This window comes from Streptomyces sp. NBC_00876 (genome assembly GCF_045207435.1).
In the GTDB taxonomy this organism is placed as follows: domain Bacteria; phylum Actinomycetota; class Actinomycetes; order Streptomycetales; family Streptomycetaceae; genus Streptomyces.
Map to the genome: position 1 here is coordinate 6,231,346 of NZ_CP108800.1, position 19,428 is coordinate 6,250,773.

The window sequence follows — 19,428 nt, forward strand, 5'->3', positions numbered from 1 at the left end:
CGTCGCGTAACCAAAAGGCAACAACGGAATCACTTGTTGGGCTCGGTCTCCTCTGTCAGGATCGGCAGTCAATTCGAGCAGAAGCTACGCCGCCCCCGGTCTGCGGGGACAGCGGCGGAGGAGAGCGTGATGGGCAACAGCTTCCAGGTGCAGGACCGCTTCGCGGACGGCGCGCAGTACATCGGCGGAAGGCTGCGGTCCGGCACATCAGGACGCAGGCACGAAGTGGTGAACCCGGCGACGGGGGAGACCGTCTACAGCTACGAGCTGGCGGGCACCGCCGATGTCGACGCGGCCGTCGCCGCGGCGCGCGACGCCTTCCCCGGCTGGTCGGGGGCGACCCCGGCCGAGCGCTCCGAGGCGATGCACCGCTTCGCCGCCGTCCTCGCCGAGCAGGCGGACGACTTCGCCTACGCGGAGTCCCTCCAGTGCGGCAAGCCGGTCAAGCTCTCCACCGAGTTCGACGTCCCCGGCACGATCGACAACACCTCCTTCTTCGCGGGCGCCGCCCGCCACCTGGAGGGCAAGTCCGCCGGCGAGTACGACGGCGACCACACCTCGTACGTACGTCGCGAGGCGATCGGTGTCATCGGCTCCATCGCCCCCTGGAACTACCCGCTCCAGATGGCCGCCTGGAAGGTCCTCCCGGCCGTCGCCGCGGGCAACACCATCGTGCTCAAGCCCGCCGAGATCACCCCGCTGACCTCGCTGATGTTCGCGCAGGCGGCGACCGAGGCCGGCATCCCGGACGGTGTGATCAACATCGTCACCGGCGCCGGCAAGGACGCGGGCGAGCACCTCGTGGGCCACCCGGACGTCGTGATGACCTCCTTCACCGGGTCCACCGCCGTCGGCAAGCGGGTCGCGGAGATCGCCACCTCCACCGTCAAGCGCCTCCACCTGGAACTCGGCGGCAAGGCCCCCTTCGTCGTCTTCGACGACGCCGATCTGGAGGCAGCGGTCAACGGAGCCGTCGCCGGCTCCCTCATCAACAGCGGCCAGGACTGCACGGCGGCCACCCGCGCCTACGTCCAGCGGCCGCTGTACGACGCCTTCGTGCAGGGCGTCGCCGCGCTGATGGAGACCGTCCGGGTCGGCGACCCGTTCGCCCCGGAGACCGACCTCGGCCCGCTGATCAGCCACATCCACCGCGACCGGGTCGCCGGCTTCGTCGAACGCGCCCGCGCCTACGCCACCGTCGTCACCGGCGGCGAGATCCCGGGCGGCGAGCTGGCCGACGGCGCCTACTACCGGCCGACCCTGGTCGCCGGGGCCGCCCAGGACAGCGAGATCGTCCAGTCCGAGATCTTCGGCCCCGTCCTGGTCGTCCTGCCCTTCGACACCGACGACGAAGGCATCGCCCTGGCCAACGACACCCCTTACGGACTCGCCGCCTCCGCCTGGACCCGCGACCTGTACCGGGCCGGCCGTGCCACCCGCGAGATCAAGGCGGGCTGTGTCTGGGTGAACGACCACATTCCGATCATCAGCGAGATGCCGCACGGCGGGTACAAGGCCAGCGGCTTCGGCAAGGACATGTCGTCGTACTCCTTCGAGGAGTACACACAGGTCAAGCACGTCATGTACGACAACACCGCGGTGGCCCGCAAGGACTGGCACCGCACGATCTTCGGGGACCGATAACCAGGCCGGTCCGGCCGCACACCCACCCGAAAGGGCAACGCGTATGGAGCAGTACGAGCCCGAGCGTCTCTCCGCGGCCCAGCTGGCCGCGATACGCCGGAGTCTGACCAACGGCAGGGGAGCACTCACCCGCCGGTCGATGCTGCGCGCCTCAGGCCTCGGCGCGCTCGCGATCGGTGGGCTGGGCACGCTCAGCGCGTGCGGTATCCCGCCCGCCAAGCGTGAGGGCGACGCGGCGGCCGCATCGGACGACCACTCGGCCGAGGAGAAGCAGGTCAACTTCTCCAACTGGACCGAGTACATGGATGTCACGGAGGACGGCAAGCACCGGCCCACCCTTGAGCAGTTCACCGAGCGGACCGGGATCAAGGTCAAGTACACCGAGGACATCAACGACAACGTCGAGTTCTTCGGCAAGATCAAGCCGCAGCTCGCGGCCGGTCAGGACACCGGCCGCGACATCATCTGCGTCACGGACTGGCTGGCGGCCCGCATCGTCCGCCTCGGCTGGGCGCAGAAGCTCGACCCGTCGAACCTGCCGCACGCCTACGCCAACCTCTCGTCCCAGTTCCGCTCCCCGGACTGGGATCCCGGACGCGCATACTCCTACCCCTGGGCCGGCATCCCCACCGTCATCGCCTACAACTCCAAGGCGACCGGCGGCCGCAGGATCGATTCCGTCAGCCAGCTCCTCGACGATCCCGAACTCAAGGGCCGGGTCAGCTTCCTCTCGGAGATGCGCGACTCCATCGGCATGACCCTGCTCGACATGGGCAAGGACCCCGGCACCTTCACCGACGCCGACTACGACGCCGCGATCGGCCGCCTCCAGAAGGGCGTCGACCGGAACCAGATCCGCCGCTTCACCGGCAACGACTACACCGCGGATCTCGACAAGGGCGACATCGCCGCCTGCGTCGCCTGGGCAGGCGACATCATCCAGCTCCAGGCCGGCAATCCCGACATCAAATACGCCATCCCGGCAGCGGGCTATGTCATATCCAGTGACAACATGCTGGTCCCCGTGAAGGCGCGGCACAAGACGAACGCCGAGAAGCTGATGGACCACTACTACCGGCCACCGGTCGCCGCCGAGCTCGCCGCCTACATCAATTTCGTCTGCCCGGTCGACGGCGTCCGCGAGGAACTCGCCAGGATCGACCGGTCGATGGCCGACAACCCGCTGATCCTCCCGGACAAGAAGATGGCTGCCGCCTCCCACGCCTTCCGCTCCCTCACCTCCAAGGAAGAGACGGCGTACGAGGAGAAGTTCGCCAAGCTCATCGGCGCCTGACGCCAGGCCCCTCCTCCCCCGACCTCCCTCTGACACCACTGGGACTGCGATCCATGACACAGCAGCAGACAGGCGGCGACGTCCGCCTCACCGGGATCAGCAAGACGTACGGCTCCTTCGCCGCCGTACAGCCGCTCGATCTGACCGTCCCGCAGGGCTCCTTCTTCGCGCTGCTCGGCGCGTCCGGCTGCGGCAAGACCACCACCCTGCGGATGATCGCGGGCCTGGAGGAGGCCACCACCGGCACCGTCACCCTCGGCGGCCGCGACATCACCGGCCTGCCGCCGTACAAGCGGCCCGTGAACACGGTCTTCCAGAGCTATGCGCTCTTCCCGCACCTCGACATCACCGAGAACGTCGCCTTCGGACTTCGCCGGCGCGGCATCAAATCGGTGAAGAAGCAGGTCGACGACATGCTGGAGCTCGTCCAGCTCGGCGACTTCGCGAAGCGCAAGCCCCATCAGCTCTCCGGTGGCCAGCAGCAGCGCGTCGCCGTCGCCCGCGCCCTGATCAACCACCCGCAGGTGCTGCTGCTCGACGAACCCCTCGGCGCCCTCGACCTCAAGCTGCGCCGCCAGATGCAGCTCGAACTCAAGCGCATCCAGACCGAGGTCGGCATCACGTTCATCCACGTCACCCACGACCAGGAGGAGGCCATGACCATGGCCGACACCGTCGCGGTGATGAACGGGGGCCGGGTCGAACAGCTCGGCGCCCCCGCCGATCTGTACGAGAACCCGAAGACGACCTTCGTCGCCAACTTCCTCGGCACCTCGAACCTGATCGAGGGCGAAGTCGTCTCCTCGGGCACGGACCTCGTCGTGGCGGCCGGCGGCGACAGGCTCCGGCTGCCCGCCGACCGGTGCGCAGGGCCCACCGGGACGGGCAGCAAGCTGCTGCTCGGCATCCGCCCGGAGAAGATATCGCTCGCCCACGCCGGCGAGGCCGACGCGATAGCGGACGGCCGCAACCGCGTCACCGGCCGGATCGTCGACTCCAGCTTCATCGGCGTCTCCACGCAGTACGTGGTCGAGAGCCCGGCCGGCAAGGCGCTGCACGTCTACGAGCAGAACGTCGAATCCCGTACCGGCCTCACCCCCGGCGCCGAGGTCGTCCTGCACTGGAACCCGGCGCACACCTTCGGCCTGGATGCCGCCCAGGACATCGACGCCGGTGTGGAGACGGTGGAGGACGCGGCGTGAGTCTCACCAAGGAAGCGCCACCGGCACCGGCACCCGCACCGGAGCCCGAACTGCGCAAACCCTCCACCCGCAAGCGCCTCGTCCCCTACTGGCTGCTGCTTCCCGGCATCCTGTGGCTCGTCGTCTTCTTCGCGCTGCCGCTGGTCTACCAGGCCTCGACCTCCGTACAGACGGGATCCCTGGAGAAGGGGTTCGAGGTCACCTGGCACTTCCAGACGTACTGGGACGCGCTGGCCGACTACTACCCGCAGTTCATCCGGTCCCTGCTGTACGCGGGCACCGCGACGATCCTGTGCCTGCTGCTCGGCTACCCGCTCGCCTACCTCATCGCGTTCAAGGCCGGCCGCTGGCGCAACGTGGTGCTGGTGCTGGTCATCGCACCGTTCTTCACCAGCTTCCTGATCCGTACGCTCGCCTGGAAGACGATCCTGGCGGACGGCGGCGCGGTCGTCGACGTACTGAACACGCTGCACGTCCTGGACGTCACCAGCTGGCTCGGCTGGACGGAGAACAACCGCGTCCTGGCCACCCCGATGGCGGTGGTCTGCGGCCTCACGTACAACTTCCTGCCGTTCATGATCCTGCCGCTCTACACCTCGCTCGAGCGCATCGACGGCCGGCTGCACGAGGCGGCCGGGGACCTGTACGCCACCCCTGCCACCACCTTCCGCAAGGTGACGTTCCCGCTCTCCATGCCCGGCGTCGTCTCCGGAACCCTGCTGACCTTCATCCCGGCCAGCGGCGACTACGTCAACGCGGAACTGCTGGGGTCCACCGACACCAAGATGGTCGGCAGCGTCATCCAGACCCAGTTCCTGCGCGTCCTCGACTATCCGACGGCGGCCGCGCTCTCGTTCATCCTCATGGCGGTCGTCCTGATCATGGTCACCGTCTACATCCGCCGCTCCGGGACGGAGGACCTGGTCTGATGCCCGTACTGCGCTGGCTGCGACGCCATCTGATCGTCATCGCGGGTCTGCTGACCCTCGCCTACCTGATCCTTCCGAACATCGTCGTCATGGTGTTCTCCTTCAACAAGCCCAACGGGCGCTTCAACTACTCCTGGCAGCGCTTCTCGCTGGACGCCTGGAAGGACCCCTGCGGCGTCGCCGACATGTGCGGCTCGCTCTCGCTCTCCCTCCAGATCGCCGTCTGGGCCACGATCGGAGCGACCGCACTCGGCACGATGATCGCGTTCGCCCTGGTCCGCTACCGCTTCCGGGCGCGCGGCGCGATCAACTCGCTGATCTTCCTGCCGATGGCGATGCCCGAGGTCGTCATGGCCGCCTCGCTGCTCACGCTCTTCCTCAACATGGGCGCGCAGCTGGGCTTCTGGACGATCCTGATCGCCCACATCATGTTCTGCCTCAGCTTCGTCGTGACGGCCGTCAAGGCACGCGTCATGTCGATGGATCCGAGGCTGGAGGAGGCGGCCCGCGATCTGTACGCCGGGCCCGTGCAGACCTTCCTGCGGGTGACCCTGCCGATCGCCGCCCCCGGAATCGCCGCGGGAGCGCTGCTCGCCTTCGCGCTCTCCTTCGACGATTTCATCATCACCAATTTCAACGCGGGCTCCACCGTGACCTTCCCCATGTTCGTCTGGGGTTCGGCACAGCGCGGCACGCCCGTGCAGATCAACGTCATCGGTACGGCGATGTTCATCATTGCGGTACTGGTGGTTCTCGTCGGCCAGCTGATCGCGAACCGGCGGAAGAACGCACAACCCTGAAAGTCCCGAAGGAGTTGGAAACCATGGCCCCAGCTGCCATGCGTATTGCCGCACAATCACTCGCCGACGCGAAGCCGGTCTCGTTCTGGCTCGACGATCCCGGCAGGCCCGAGGCTCTTCCCGCGCTCATCGGGGACGAGCGCTGCGACCTCCTCGTCATCGGCGGCGGCTACAGCGGACTGTGGACCGCGCTGCTCGCCAAGGAGCGCGAACCGGAACGCGATGTCGTACTGATCGAGGGGCACGAGACGGGCTGGGCCGCCTCGGGCCGCAACGGCGGATTCTGTGCCGCCTCCCTCACTCACGGCCTGTCCAACGGGCTGGAGCGCTGGCCGGACGAGATCAAGAAGCTGGAGGAGCTGGGCGCGCGCAACCTCGACGCCATCGAGGAGGCCGTCGCCCGCTACTCCATCGACTGCGAGTTCGAGCGCACCGGCGAGATCGATGTCGCCACCCAGCCCCACCAGCTCGAAGAGCTGCGGGAATGGCACCAGGAGACCGAGCGGAACGGCCTCGGCGGATCCGAGTTCCTCGACCGCGACGCGCTGCGCGAGCAAGTCGACTCACCGACATTCCTGGGCGGCCTCTGGGACCGGCGCGGGGTCGCGATGCTGCATCCGGCCAAGCTGGTCTGGGGCCTGAAGCAGGCCTGTCTCGACCTCGGTGTGCGGATCTACGAGCACACCCGGGGGCTGGAACTGGCCAGAACCGGAACCGGAATGGCGGTCCGCACGCCGTACGGAAAGGTCCTCGCCCGCCGCGTCGCCCTCGGCACGAACATCTTCCCCTCGCTCGTGAAGCGCGTGCGCCCTTACACCGTCCCGGTCTACGACTACGCGCTGATGACCGAGCCGCTGACCGAGGACCAGCTCGCCGCCATCGGCTGGAAGAACCGGCAGGGGCTCGGCGACAGCGCCAATCAGTTCCACTACTTCCGGCTTTCCGCGGACAACCGGATCCTGTGGGGCGGATACGACGCGATCTATCCGTACGGGGGCCGGCTCAGCGCCGAACTCGACCAGCGTCCCGAGACGTTCCTGAAACTCGCCGGGCAGTTCTTCGAGTGTTTCCCGCAATTGGCGGGCGTGCGTTTCACTCATGCCTGGGGCGGTGCGATCGACACCTGCTCCCGCTTCTCCGCATTCTTCGGAACGGCCCATCAGGGGCGCGTCGCCTACGTCGCCGGATTCACCGGGCTCGGCGTCGGAGCCACCCGGTTCGGCGCCGATGTCATGCTCGACCTCCTCGCGGGCGAGCGGACCGAGCGGACCGAGCTGGAGATGGTGCGGAAGAAGCCGATGCCGTTCCCGCCGGAGCCGCTGGCCTGGGCCGGCATCGAGCTCACGAAGCGGTCGATGGCCGCGGCGGACGACAACGGCGGTCACCGCAATCTGTGGCTGCGCACGATGGACCGCATGGGCCTCGGCTTCGACAGCTGAGCCACGCGGGCGCGGACGGCGTGACCCAGTTCACTACTGATTGGTAGCCGAACCCGCGTAATGGATCGGCCCGACCCCTGTCTCCCGGGTGAACGCACCGGCAACTCCCTGCCGGTGCGACACGGAACGGGAGGCCGGCCATGACTGGCTCGGGGATCAAGGCAGCAGTCGAGTGGCTCACTTCGGTGGCACCGGATCCTGCCGCCTGCCGGTGGGAATGGGAGCGCAGTCCCCGGGGGATCGCGCTCCTTCCCGCCGGCCGGCGCTGGGACGTGCTGATTCTTCCGGGGGAGCTGGGCTATCCGACGCTCGATGTGCTCACCCGGCTCATCGACCGGCCGGGGCCGGTCCTCTCCGACTTCGGCGACGCCCGCCTGGGCTTCTTCGTGCCCCCGGGCACCGTCGCCCGCTGGGTCGGGACGGGGGTGCGGGGCGCGGGCCGGGGCACCTGGATCGTGGTGCCCCATCCGGGGCGGGCGGCCGCGGGCCCGGTGCGCTGGCTGATCCCGCCGGACGGCTCCGGCACGCTCACCGACGCCACGCTGCTGGAGCTCGCGATGCATGAGGCAGCGGGGGGCGCGGCGGCGGGCGAATGAGTGCTCCCGGGTCCGATGCGACCCGTTCCGCCCCGTCTTGTGGGGGTCCGGCGATGCCAGAGGTCTTGACAACCCGATTGGTCTGGACCATGTTGTGCGCCACACTCAATTCCCCCCTGCACGGAGGCCGTTGTGGAACGCACGGGACCCCCCGCCCGCATGACCGGACTTCTGGCCGCCTTCTCGGCCGCCCTGCTGGCCGCCGGCGGCCTGGCGGCCACGGCGCCGAGCGCCGCCGCGGCCGACGCCGATCTGGCGAGCAACGGAAACTTCGAGGCCGGTCTGACCGGCTGGAACTGTACGGGCGGCAGCGGAGCAGCCGTCAGCACACCCGTGCACGGCGGCACCTCGGCGCTGAAGGCGACCCCGGCCGGCAGCGACAACGCCAAGTGCTCCCAGGCCGTCCGGGTCAAGCCCGACTCCACGTACACGCTGAGCGCCTGGGTGCAGGGCAGTTACGTCTACCTGGGCGCCGACGGCACCGGCACGACCGACGTGTCCACCTGGACGCAGTCCGCCGCCGACTGGAAGCAGCTCACCACCACCTTCAAGACCGGCCCGTCCACCACCTCGGTCACCGTGTACACGCACGGCTGGTACGGCACCCCCGCCTACTACGCCGACGACCTCAGCCTCGTCGGTCCCGGCGGCGACCCGGTCGCGCTCCCGGCGGTCCCCGCGGGTCTCAGGGCGGGCACGGCCACCGCCTCCTCGGTCCCGCTGTCCTGGACCGCCGCCACGGGCGCCACCGGCTACAACGTCTACCGGGGCGGCACCAAGGTCCTCTCCGCCACCGGCACCTCGGCGACCGTGACGGGCCTGACCGCCTCGACCGCGTACAGCTTCCAGGTCACCGCCACCAATTCCGCGGGTGAGTCCGCGAAGTCCGCCGCCGTCTCCGCCACCACCACGGCGGGCGGTGGCGGGGGCGGCGGCGCGGGCCTGCCGGCCCACGCGCTCGTCGGCTATCTGCACTCCAGCTTCGCCAACGGATCCGGCTACACCCGGATGGCGGACGTGCCCGACTCCTGGGACGTCATCGACCTGGCCTTCGGCGAGCCGACCTCCGTCACCTCCGGCGACATCCGCTTCTCGCTCTGCCCGGTCACCGAGTGCCCGAACGTCGAGTCCGTGGCCGAGTTCAAGGCGGCGATCAAGGCCAAGCAGGCCGCGGGCAAGAAGGTGCTGATCTCCATCGGCGGCGCCAACGGCCAGGTGCAGCTCTCCACCACCGCCGCCCGCGACACCTTCGTCTCCTCGGTCAGCAAGATCATCGACGAGTACGGTCTGGACGGCCTGGACATCGACTTCGAGGGCCACTCGCTCTCGCTGAACACGGGTGACACCGACTTCCGCAGCCCCACCACACCGGTCGTCGTCAACCTGATCTCCGCGGTGAAGACCCTCAAGGCCAAGTACGGCGAGAAGTTCGTCCTCACCATGGCGCCCGAGACCTTCTTCGTGCAGCTCGGCTACCAGTACTACGGATCGGGCCCGTGGGGCGGCCAGGACCCGCGCGCCGGGGCCTACCTCCCGGTGATCCACGCGCTGCGCGACGACCTCACCCTGCTGCACGTCCAGGACTACAACTCGGGCTCCATCATGGGTCTGGACAACCAGTACCACTCCATGGGCGGCGCCGACTTCCACATCGCGATGACCGACATGCTGCTGACCGGGTTCCCCGTCGCGGGCGACCAGACGAAGATCTTCCCGGGTCTGCGCCCCGACCAGGTCGCCATCGGCCTGCCGGCCTCCACCCAGGCGGGCAACGGCCACACCTCGCCCGCCGAGGTCACCAAGGCGCTGAACTGCCTGACGAAGAAGACCGACTGCGGTTCCTACGCCACACACGGGACCTGGTCGGGACTGCGCGGACTGATGACGTGGTCGGTCAACTGGGACCGCTTCAACAACTGGGAGTTCTCGAAGAACTTCGACGCCTACTTCGGCGGCTGACCAGCCCGAGCACCACCAGCAGCACCCCGCACAGACACCAGCTGCCCATCACGTCCAGCGGCCAGTGATAGCCGCGCAGCACCAGACCGATGCCCGTCGCCACCGTCGGCAGGACGGCGGCGACGGGCATCATCCACGCACGCCTCGCGTACGGGGCCAGCAGCAGCGCCGCGGCCCCGTACGCCACCGCCGCCGTGGCCGCGTGACCCGACGGGTAGTAGCCGGTCGCGCCGGTCAGCGGTCCCGGGCGGGCGATCCAGTCCTTGAGCGGAACGACGAGCAGCGGCACCGCGGCCATCGCGAGGGCCGCGCACAGCGGTTCACGGCGCGCGCCGCGCACCAGGGACCAGACGATCGCGCAGCCCAGCACCGGCAGCGCGACCTGCGTATTGCCGAGATCGGCGAGGAATTCGGTGAACCCGGCGCCGCCGTGCCCGACCAGGGCCCGGCCGGTGCGCTCGTCGAGGCCGCGCAGCGGGCCGTCGGACGCGATCTGCCAGGTGGTGAGCGCGAAGAGGGCAAGCAGGCCCGACACCACGGAAACGAGAAGAGCCGTCCGTCCCGGAACAGGGGGGGTTGTTCCGGGACGGACGGTCGGACCGGTGTGCCGCGCGCCCCGGGGGGTGTGGGGCGGGCGGCCATCCGATCGGTGAGGAGTTCCGGAGCCGGAGGCTCCAGTGGCGTGCGCGAAGGCACAACCAGGACGGCGCTGCGGAAGCTCCGACCCGGTATCGCCCGCAGTCCCCTGCGGGCGGGGTGTTTCTCTCATCTGCGGAAACCGTACGTCAGGCGGTGCGGGACCGACAGCTGGAACCGTATCCCGCCATCGCCCCCGCACACCTTCTTCACAGGCCCTCACGCGGGCACCGGCCATCCCCGGAGGAAACGCCGTGCCACCCGAGGGAACCGCGCGGAATCAGCCGGGAACCCGACGGAATCAGAGCCGGCCGAACGCCTGCTCGAGCACGTCCAGGCCCTCGTTCAGCAGGTCCTCGCCGATCACCAGCGGCGGCAGGAAGCGCAGGACATTGCCGTACGTGCCGCAGGTGAGGACGAGGACGCCCTCGGCGTGGCAGCCCTTCGCGAGCTGCGCGGCGGCCTCCGGGTTCGGGTCCTTCGTGCCGGACTTCACGAGCTCGATCGCGATCATCGCGCCACGGCCGCGGATGTCACCGATGAGGTCTCCGTTGGGCAGCTTCGCCTGCATCGCGGCGAGCCGGCCCTTCATGACCTCCTCGATGCGCTTCGCCTTCCCGTTCAGATCCAGCTCGCGCATCGTCTCGATGGAGCCGAGAGCGCCCGCGCAGGCGACCGGGTTGCCGCCGTACGTGCCGCCGAGGCCGCCGGCGTGCGCGGCATCCATGATCTCGGCGCGGCCGGTCACGGCGGAGAGCGGAAGGCCGCCCGCGATGCCCTTGGCGGTCGTGATCAGGTCCGGGACGATGCCCTCGTCCTCGCAGGCGAACCACTGGCCGGTCCGGCAGAAGCCCGACTGGATCTCGTCGGCGACGAAGACGATGCCGTTGTCCTTGGCGAACTGCGCGATCGCCGGCAGGAAGCCCTTCGCCGGCTCGATGAAGCCGCCCTCGCCGAGGACCGGCTCGATGATGATCGCGGCGACGTTGTCCGCGCCGATCTGCTTGGTGATCTGGTCGATGGCCTGGGCGGAGGCCTCGGTGCCGGCGTTCTCGGCACCGGTGGGCCAGCGGTAGCCGTACGCCACCGGCACCCGGTAGACCTCGGGGGCGAACGGGCCGAAGCCCTGCTTGTACGGCATGTTCTTCGCCGTCAGCGCCATCGTGAGGTTGGTCCGGCCGTGGTAGCCGTGGTCGAAGACGACGACCGCGGTGCGCTTGGTGTAGGCGCGGGCGATCTTCACCGCGTTCTCGACGGCCTCGGCGCCCGAGTTGAACAGCGCGGACTTCTTCGCGTGGTCACCCGGCGTGAGCTCGGCGAGCCGCTCGCAGACCTCGACGTACCCCTCGTACGGCGTGACCATGAAACAGGTGTGGGTGAAGTCCGCGAGCTGAGCGGACGCCCGGCGCACGACGGCCTCGGCGGAGGCGCCGACGGACGTCACGGCGATGCCGGAACCGAAGTCGATCAGACGGTTGCCGTCCACGTCCTCGATGATCCCGCCGCCGGCGCGGGCGGTGAACACCGGCAGCGTGGAGCCCACACCTGCGGCGACCGTCGCCAGACGGCGGGCCTGCAGCTCCACCGACTTCGGGCCGGGAATGGCAGTGACGACGCGGCGCTCCTGCGGGATTGCGGTCATGCGGGGCTCCTGGGGGTGTTTCGGACGCTTCTGTTTCTGCAGGCTAGGGGTGCGAGCGGGGGTCCGGCATGCTCCGAACGGGAGTGGTGACGGGCGTGTCCTTGTCCGCGACGGACAGAAGACGGCACGGGGGACGGCATGGGCGCAGGCCCCTTCAACGGCCGGGCGAGGCACTAGATTGACCGGTGCAGCGGTCGGACCAGGCTGGTCAGGGGGCAACGGTTCATGGACAACGACGGTACGTACGGTGCGTGGGGCACGCGGGGTGCGCAGCCGCCCGACGACCGTGCCGGCGGGCCCGGGAGCCCGGTGCCGCACCCGGCCGGACCGCCGCCCTCCGCTCCGCCCGGGTTCCCTCCCGCCGCGTTCCCTCCCGCCGTGGTGCCGCCCGCCAGGCCGCCGGCCGTTCCGAAGCCGCCCGCCGCGCCCCCGGCCACACCCCCCGCGCAGTTCCGGGCCGCGGGCACCCGTGCCTCGACGGCGGACTGGCTGAACGCGCCCCGCCCGGCAGCGGGCCCCGGCGTGTGGCGGTACTCCTACGTGCCACGGCCCGACGAGCGGCCGGCGCGCCCCTCGCTGGTGGGCCCGGCCGCCACGCTGGGCCTCTGGATCGTGCTGTGGCTGTTGCTCACGGAGCGCGCGGTGCCCTACGTGTCCAAGCCGATCGAGATCATCACCGGGCCCGAATGGTGGGTGTTCGGCGGCCTGCGGGACGACGCGCCCGCGCTCGTGGTCAACTCCACCACGCTCTACTACCAGGTCCTGGTCCTCGCCCTCGGCTTCTGGGCCGCCCGGCTCGGAGGGTGGGCCGGCGTCTTCCGCTACTTCGCCGGCGACCGCACCGGCCGGGCCAGGCTTGTGCTCTCCGCCTCCGGCGCGGTGCTCGCCCTGTGGCTCGTCTGGACCCGCCGGGTGCCGCTCGCGGACGTGATCCTGCCCGCTGTCCCCACCAGCTGGATGCAGGGCGGCGGCAACCAGTACGCGGCCCTCCTCGTCTCGATCGTGCTCTACGCCCTGATCGGCACCGCGATCGTCTGGCCCTTCGCGCGAACCGGCCAGTGGTCCACGGAACTCGCCCCCCTCCTGGCCCGCAACCGCCGCGACAGCGCCCCCCGCACCCCCACGACCTCCCCCGCGCAGGCCACCGGCCCGTCCAGGGCCCAGTGGCCCGAACTGCGGGCCGCCGGAAACACGGACGCCGCGGAAGCGCTCACGGCGGCGGTGCACCACGGCCGGATGAACGATGTGGACTGCGTACGGCTGCGCCACGCCTGGGACACCGCCCGCACCCGCCCCGACCGGCGCTCGGCCTTCACCGAAACCGTGCTGCGAAAGGGCCCCGAGGCCTACCTCCACCCCTCCGGCCGCCGGGACGTGCCCCTGCGCACCGCCGTGCACGACCCGCTCACCGGTCAGGTCAGGATCGGGGACTGCGCCGACGACCCGCGCAACCCCTACGCGCGCCGCGGCTCGGGCATGGCGCTGGAACCCGCGTCGCTGGGCACCTCCCTGCTGGCCGTCGGGCCACCCGGCTCGGGCAAGACGGACCGGGTGGTGCGGCCCGTCGTTGAATCCCTGGCCCTGCGGGCGCTCACCGGCCAGGCCGCCGTGCTCGCCGTCGGCGGGGCGGGCGACCGGCTCGGCCCGGACGACGCCTACGACGTCGTCATCCGCATCGGCGACCCCGCGTCCGTGCACGACTTCGACCTGTACGGCGGCACGACCGACCCCGACGAGGCCGCGGCGGCCCTCGCGGAGGGCCTGGCCGGTGACGTCCCCGGCCTGGACACCCGGCGCGCGGCGACCGCACTGGGCCAGCTGCTCGGCCCCTACCGCACCGTCCACGGCAGGTTCCCCGCCGTGCCCGAACTGCGCGAACTCCTCGAAGGCTCCGCCACCGCGCTGGACGGCCTGCGGCAGGCCCTGGAGGCGGCGGGCCACCACACGATGCTGCGGGAACTGGACGCCAGGGCCCGGCAGGCGGGAGGCGCGGGCGATCCGGCCGCCGTGCTCGCCGACCGGATCGCCGTACTCGACCGGCCGGCCTTCGCGGGATTCTTCGCCACCGGCGGCGAGGCCCGCCCGTTCTCGCTGCGCTCCCTGGAGCAGCACCCGATGCGGGTCCGCCTCGACCTGCCGGAACGCGCCCACGCCGAGGCGTCCCGGGTGCTGGCCCGCCTCGTCCTGGCCCAGTTCAACGCGATCGCCGCGGCCCGCACCGACCGCTCGCTCTTCGTCTGCCTGGTCCTGGACGACGCGACCCACACCATGACCGCCACCACCGTCCGGGGCATCCGGCGGCTGCGCTCCGTCAACGCCGGGGCGGTCCTCGCCCTGCGCACCCTGGACGACGTACCCGAAGGGCTGCACACCGCGCTGCTCGGCGCCGTCGGCTGCACCATGGCCTTCCCCGGCATCACCACCTGGGACGGCAAGCGCTTCGCCGAGGCATGGGGCAAGGAATGGGTGGAGGTCCGCGAGGTCGCCCAGCACGGCGTCTTCGCCGACCAGCCGCTCACCCGTGCCATGCACGCCCTGCGGAAGATGGCCACCGGCAAGGCAGTGACCACGGACGCGGTGACCGTGCGCCAGGTCGAGCGGGAACGGTGGTCCGCCTCCGGGCTCACGTACGAGCTGCCGGCCGGGCACGCGGTGCTCTCCCTGGCCACGGTCGACGGGGAGCACGTCGCACCGCTCCTGGTACGCCTGGGCGACTGACGGAGTTACGCGGGAGCAGCCGCGGGGGCGGCCCGGCGGCGGTGACAGGGACTCTGCCACCCTGGCAGAATCGGGAGGAGCCGTTCATACGGGACGGCGAAATCCACCCCTCCCAAAGGTCACCTCATCCCCATGCCCCCCACGCTCGCCTCGCTCGTCCAGCACTCGGCGCTCAAGCTCACGGTCCGTGCGGGGGCGGACCGGCTCGACACCCCCGTGCGCTGGGCCCACGCCAGCGAGCTGGCCGACCCGGTGCCCTACATGGAGGGCGGCGAGCTGCTGCTCATCACCGCGACGAACCTCGACGCCGAGAACCCGGAGGCGATGGGCCGCTATGTGCGCCGGCTGGCCGCGGCCGGAGTCGTCGGGATCGGCTTCGCCGTCGGCGTCACCTACGACGACGTGCCGAAGCCGCTGATCGGCGCCGCCGAGGAGGCCGGGCTGCCCCTGCTCGAGGTGCCGCGCCGCACCCCGTTCCTCGCCATCGCCAAGGCCGTCTCCTCGGAGATCGCCGCCGACCAGTACCGGGCCGTGACCGCGGGCTTCGAGGCGCAGCGGGAACTGACCAGGGCGGCGCTCTCCGGGGACGGCCCCGCCGAACTCCTCACCCGCCTCGCCGCGCACGTCGACGGCTGGGCCGCGCTGTACGACGCCTCCGGCGCCGTCGTCGCCGCCGCCCCCGACTGGGCGGCCCGCCGTGCCGCCCGGCTCACCCCCGACGTGGAGCGCCTGCGGGAGCGCCCGGCACCGGCCAGCATCGTCGTCGGCGACACCGACGACCGGGTCGAGCTCCAGTCCCTGGGCACCGGCCGCCGGGTGCGCGGCGCCCTGGCCGTGGGCACCGGAGCGGCACTCGGCACCGCGGAGCGCTACGCGGTGCACTCGGCGGTCGCCCTGCTCACCCTCACCACCGCCCGCTCCCGCGCGCTCCAGGGCGCCGAGCAGCGGCTCGGCGCCGCCGTGCTGCGCATGCTGCTCGCCGGCCAGCCCGACCACGCACGTGCCGTCGCCGGAGACCTCTACGGCGAGCTGCTCGACGCGCCCTTCCGGCTGCTCATCGCCGAGGCCGCGGACCCCTCGGCCACGCAGCAGCTGGCCGAGGCCATGGAGACCGCGGCCTCCCGGTCCGGAGAGGCCCTGCTGACGGTGCCCGAGGGCGAACGCCTGGTCGTCCTGGCCGCCGACGGCGGCGCGGCGGTCGCCGCCTGCACGGCCTACGCGGACGCCCAGGAGGAGCGGCCGCCGCGCGAACCGGCGGCGGAGGGCGCCGAAGTGGTCGTGGGCCTCTCCGCCCCCGCGGGACCGATCGCCGTCTCGGCCGCCTACAAACAGGCCGAACAGTCCCTGTCGGTGGCCCGCCGCCGGGGCAGGGCCCTGGTCGAGCACGAGGAGCTGGCGGCCGGGTCCGTGCTGCCGCTGCTCGCCGACGACGCGGTCCGGGCCTTCGCGGACGGCATGCTCCGCGCCCTGTACGAACACGATGCCAAGGGCCGCGGCGATCTGGTCGCCTCGCTCCGGGCCTGGCTCGCCCACCACGGCCAGTGGGACGCCGCCGCGGCCGATCTGGGGGTCCACCGGCACACCCTGCGCTACCGGATGCGGCGGGTGGAGGAGATCCTCGGCCGTTCGCTGGACGACCCGGACGTCCGGATGGAGCTGTGGCTGGCCCTGAAGGTCACCACACCCCCGGCGGCCGGGTAGGCGGACCGGCCCGCACCCGCTCGTCCGACAAACCGGCGCACCCCGGCACGCCTCTGCTCCATGCCGGACAAACAACAGTCGGGCAGCGCGGCCCTACGGTGGGGGACAGGACACCCCACGACATCGAAGGGCCGGAACCTCCATGACCTCCACCCACGCCTTCTGGCTGGCCGGCCGCGAGGCCACCGGCGAGGAAAGCTTCGACGTCACCAACTCCTGGGACGGGCGTCTCGTCGGCACCGTCAGCGTGCCCACCGAGGCCCAGGTGGAGGAGGCCGTCGCCGCCGCACACGCCGTGCGCGACGAGTTCGCCGCGACCCCGGCCCACGTCCGCGCCGCCGCGCTCGACCACGTGGCACGGCGCCTGACGGAGCGCACCGAGGAGATCGCCCAGGTGATCTCCGCCGAGAACGGCAAGCCCATCAAGTGGGCGCGCGGCGAGGTCGGCCGGGCCGTGTCGGTGTTCCGGTTCGCCTCCGAGGAGGCCCGCCGCTTCAACAGCGGTGACGCCCAGCGCCTGGACACCGACGCCGGCGGCACCGGCCGTCTCGGACTGACCCGGCGCTTCCCGCGCGGCACGGTCCTGGGCATCGCGCCGTTCAACTTCCCGCTGAACCTGAGCGCGCACAAGGTCGCCCCGGCCATCGCCGTCGGCGCCCCGATCATCCTCAAGCCCGCACCGGCCACCCCGATCTCCTCGCTGATCCTGGGTGAACTGCTGGCCGAGACCGACCTGCCGGCCGGTTCCTGGTCCGTGCTGACGGTCCCCAACGACCGGATGCCCGCCCTCGTCCAGGACGAGCGCCTGCCCGTGATCTCCTTCACCGGGTCCGCCCCGGTCGGCTACTCGATCATGGACTCGGTGCCGCGCAAGCACTGCACCCTGGAGCTCGGCGGCAACGGCGCCGCGGTCGTGCTCGGCGACTACGCCTCCGAGGCGGACCTGGACTGGGCCGCGACCCGCATCGCCACCTTCTCCAACTACCAGGGCGGCCAGTCCTGCATCTCGGTGCAGCGCGTCATCGCGGACGCCGCGGTGTACGACCGGCTCCTGCCGAAGATCGTCGCGGCCGTCGAGGCCCAGGTCACCGGAGACCCGTCCGACGACGCCACCGAAGTCGGCCCGCTGGTCGACGAGAACGCGGCCAAGCGCGTCGAGTCCTGGGTCGACGAGGCCGTGCAGGCCGGCGCCCGGCTGCTCGCGGGCGGCAAGCGGGACGGGGCGACGTACGCGCCGACCGTCCTGGCCGAGCTCCCCGACGGCGTCACCCTCTCCTGCGAGGAGGTCTTCGGGCCGGTCCTCTCGGTGCAGAAGGTGGACGGCGAGGCCGAGGCGTTCGCCTCCGTCAACTCCTCCAAGTACGGCCTCCAGGCAGGGGTGTTCACCCACGACCTGCAGACCGCGTTCCGCGCCCACCGCGCTCTCGAGGTCGGCGGCGTGATCATCGGCGACGTCCCCTCGTACCGCGCGGACCAGATGCCGTACGGCGGCACCAAGCAGTCCGGCGTCGGCCGCGAGGGCGTCCGCTACGCGATGGACGACTACACCTACGAGCGCGTCCTGGTCCTCACCGGCCTCGCCCTGTAGCCCCTGACGCCCGTATTCCGCCCGGACAGCGAGACGGCGGGCGGCAGGCGAACGGTCCGAGCCCACACTGTGCGGGGGCTCGGGCCGTTCTCATGTGCGCGGCCCACCTGCGGAGCTGCGCCCTTCCGGCCGGGGGATAGGGTTCGGCCGAGAGGAATCCGCTCCGTGCGCGCGAGTAGCGCCAGGGCCGGACACGGGCGCCGCCCCGAGGAGGAGCAGGATGCTGCAGGCGCTGGGACTGGACCCGTCCGAAGAGGCCATCTACACCGCTCTGCTGGCCCGTCCCACCGCCTCCGCACAGGAACTCGCCCTCCAGGCCGGACTGGAGGAGGCCGCGAGCGACAGGATCCTGCTCGGCCTCGCCGCGCGCGGCCTGGTGGCCGTCGCCCGCGAGGCCGGGGCCGGGATACCGGACCAGGCCGACCGCAAGCCCGGACCCCGCTCGGCCCGTTACCGGCTCACACCCCCCTCGGTGGCCCTGGCCCCTCTCCTCGCCGAGCAGCGCAACGCCCTGCATCTTGCCGAGACCGCGTTCTCCAAGCTGACCGAGCAGTACCGCAACACGGCCGCGCACACCGCGGGCGGTGTCGTGGAGGTGGTCGAGGGCGTGGAACAGGTCGCGCACCGGTTCCACCAGCTCCAGTGCGGAGCCCAGCGGGAGTTGCTCGTCTTCCTCGTCGGCGCGCCCACCGCGGTACCGCGCGAGGACACCGACGGTACGGAGAGCTCCCTGCTGGACCGCGGAGTCGACTTCCGGGTCGTGGCCGCCAAGAGCTACCTCTCGGGCCACGAAGTGGTGCGGGACGTACGGGAGGCCGTCGGGGCGGGCCTCGAACTGCGGCTCGTCGACTCGCTCCCGCTGAAGATGGTCATCTCGGACCGGGAGCGGGCCATGGTGCCCCTGGACATGACGGAGACCGGAGGCGAGCCGAGCGCGATCGTGGTTCACCCCAGCGGCCTGCTGACGGCCCTGGTCCATCTCTTCGAGAAGGAATGGGCCCAGGGCCGGCCGATGTTCACCACCCCCGGGGGAGTGCGCGAGGAGCCGGCGGCCGATCAGCAGCCGACCGAAGAGGAACTCGAGGTCCTCGCGCTCCTGCTGGCCGGGATCTCCGACCGGAAGGCGGCCTCCGAACTGGGGCTTTCCATCCGCACGGTGGAGCGCCGGGTGCGTCGTCTGATGGATCTCTCCGGCGTGGAGTCACGGCTCCAGCTCGGATGGCACGCGGCACGGGTCGGCTGGCTCTGACCCGCCCGGCCCATGGACCGGTGACTGTGTG

14 protein-coding genes are annotated in these 19,428 nt (G+C 71.1%); 12 read left to right on the forward strand and 2 right to left on the reverse strand.

Features of this window, described 5'->3' with window-relative positions; all coding sequences use genetic code 11:
* The first annotated feature begins 129 nt into the window (after positions 1–129).
* The 8 genes from OG782_RS27585 to OG782_RS27620 all read left to right on the forward strand — a co-directional run bounded on the left by OG782_RS27585 (position 130) and on the right by OG782_RS27620 (position 9,863).
* Positions 130–1,644 carry a gamma-aminobutyraldehyde dehydrogenase gene (locus OG782_RS27585; protein ID WP_406455379.1) on the forward strand — a complete coding sequence of 505 codons (1,515 nt, stop codon included), beginning with the start codon at positions 130–132 and terminating at the stop codon, positions 1,642–1,644.
* A 43-nt stretch (positions 1,645–1,687) separates the two neighbouring features.
* Positions 1,688–2,938, forward strand: coding sequence for a PotD/PotF family extracellular solute-binding protein (locus OG782_RS27590; protein WP_406455381.1), 1,251 nt, complete (start codon positions 1,688–1,690; stop codon positions 2,936–2,938).
* A 53-nt stretch (positions 2,939–2,991) separates the two neighbouring features.
* The gene (locus OG782_RS27595) at positions 2,992–4,140 is read left to right on the forward strand and encodes an ABC transporter ATP-binding protein (RefSeq protein WP_406455383.1); all 1,149 of its coding nucleotides are present in this window, start codon (positions 2,992–2,994) and stop codon (positions 4,138–4,140) included.
* Positions 4,137–5,069: an ABC transporter permease gene (locus OG782_RS27600; protein WP_406455385.1), complete on the forward strand. Its 933-nt coding sequence runs from the start codon at positions 4,137–4,139 to the stop codon at positions 5,067–5,069. The genes OG782_RS27595 and OG782_RS27600 overlap by 4 nt, the downstream gene beginning before the upstream one ends.
* On the forward strand, positions 5,069–5,869 hold the full coding sequence (locus OG782_RS27605) for an ABC transporter permease (protein WP_406455387.1): 801 nt from the start codon (positions 5,069–5,071) through the stop codon (positions 5,867–5,869). The genes OG782_RS27600 and OG782_RS27605 overlap by 1 nt, the downstream gene beginning before the upstream one ends.
* Before the next feature lie 23 nt (positions 5,870–5,892).
* Positions 5,893–7,308, forward strand: a complete 1,416-nt coding sequence (locus OG782_RS27610; RefSeq protein ID WP_406455389.1) for an NAD(P)/FAD-dependent oxidoreductase — start codon at positions 5,893–5,895, stop codon at positions 7,306–7,308.
* Positions 7,309–7,448: 140 nt separating this feature from the next.
* Positions 7,449–7,904 carry a hypothetical protein gene (locus OG782_RS27615; RefSeq protein ID WP_406455391.1) on the forward strand — a complete coding sequence of 152 codons (456 nt, stop codon included), beginning with the start codon at positions 7,449–7,451 and terminating at the stop codon, positions 7,902–7,904.
* 132 nt (positions 7,905–8,036) lie between these two features.
* Positions 8,037–9,863: a chitinase gene (locus OG782_RS27620; protein WP_406455392.1), complete on the forward strand. Its 1,827-nt coding sequence runs from the start codon at positions 8,037–8,039 to the stop codon at positions 9,861–9,863.
* On the opposite strand, the gene OG782_RS27625 is transcribed toward OG782_RS27620, so the two are convergent.
* Together OG782_RS27625 and gabT are read right to left on the reverse strand one after the other, a co-directional pair.
* Positions 9,814–10,632, reverse strand: a complete 819-nt coding sequence (locus tag OG782_RS27625) for a phosphatase PAP2 family protein (protein WP_406455394.1) — start codon at positions 10,630–10,632, stop codon at positions 9,814–9,816. The genes OG782_RS27620 and OG782_RS27625 overlap by 50 nt on opposite strands.
* 168 nt (positions 10,633–10,800) lie before the next feature.
* A complete protein-coding gene (gene gabT / locus OG782_RS27630) occupies positions 10,801–12,141 on the reverse strand; it encodes a 4-aminobutyrate--2-oxoglutarate transaminase (RefSeq protein WP_406455396.1) in 1,341 nt (446 codons plus the stop codon).
* Positions 12,142–12,366: 225 nt separating this feature from the next.
* On the opposite strand from gabT, the gene OG782_RS27635 reads away from it, so the two are divergent.
* The 4 genes from OG782_RS27635 (at position 12,367) to OG782_RS27650 (ending at position 19,397) form a co-directional block, all read left to right on the forward strand.
* Complete coding sequence (locus tag OG782_RS27635) at positions 12,367–14,859, forward strand: ATP/GTP-binding protein (protein ID WP_406455398.1); 2,493 nt, start codon at positions 12,367–12,369, stop codon at positions 14,857–14,859.
* 132 nt (positions 14,860–14,991) lie between these two features.
* Positions 14,992–16,560, forward strand: coding sequence for a PucR family transcriptional regulator (locus tag OG782_RS27640; RefSeq protein ID WP_406455400.1), 1,569 nt, complete (start codon positions 14,992–14,994; stop codon positions 16,558–16,560).
* A gap of 142 nt (positions 16,561–16,702) precedes the next feature.
* Positions 16,703–18,148 (forward strand): aldehyde dehydrogenase family protein, encoded by a 1,446-nt coding sequence (locus OG782_RS27645; protein ID WP_406455402.1) that lies wholly within the window; start codon positions 16,703–16,705, stop codon positions 18,146–18,148.
* Between the two features lie 220 nt (positions 18,149–18,368).
* Complete coding sequence (locus OG782_RS27650; protein WP_406455404.1) at positions 18,369–19,397, forward strand: helix-turn-helix domain-containing protein; 1,029 nt, start codon at positions 18,369–18,371, stop codon at positions 19,395–19,397.
* Positions 19,398–19,428: the final 31 nt, after the last annotated feature.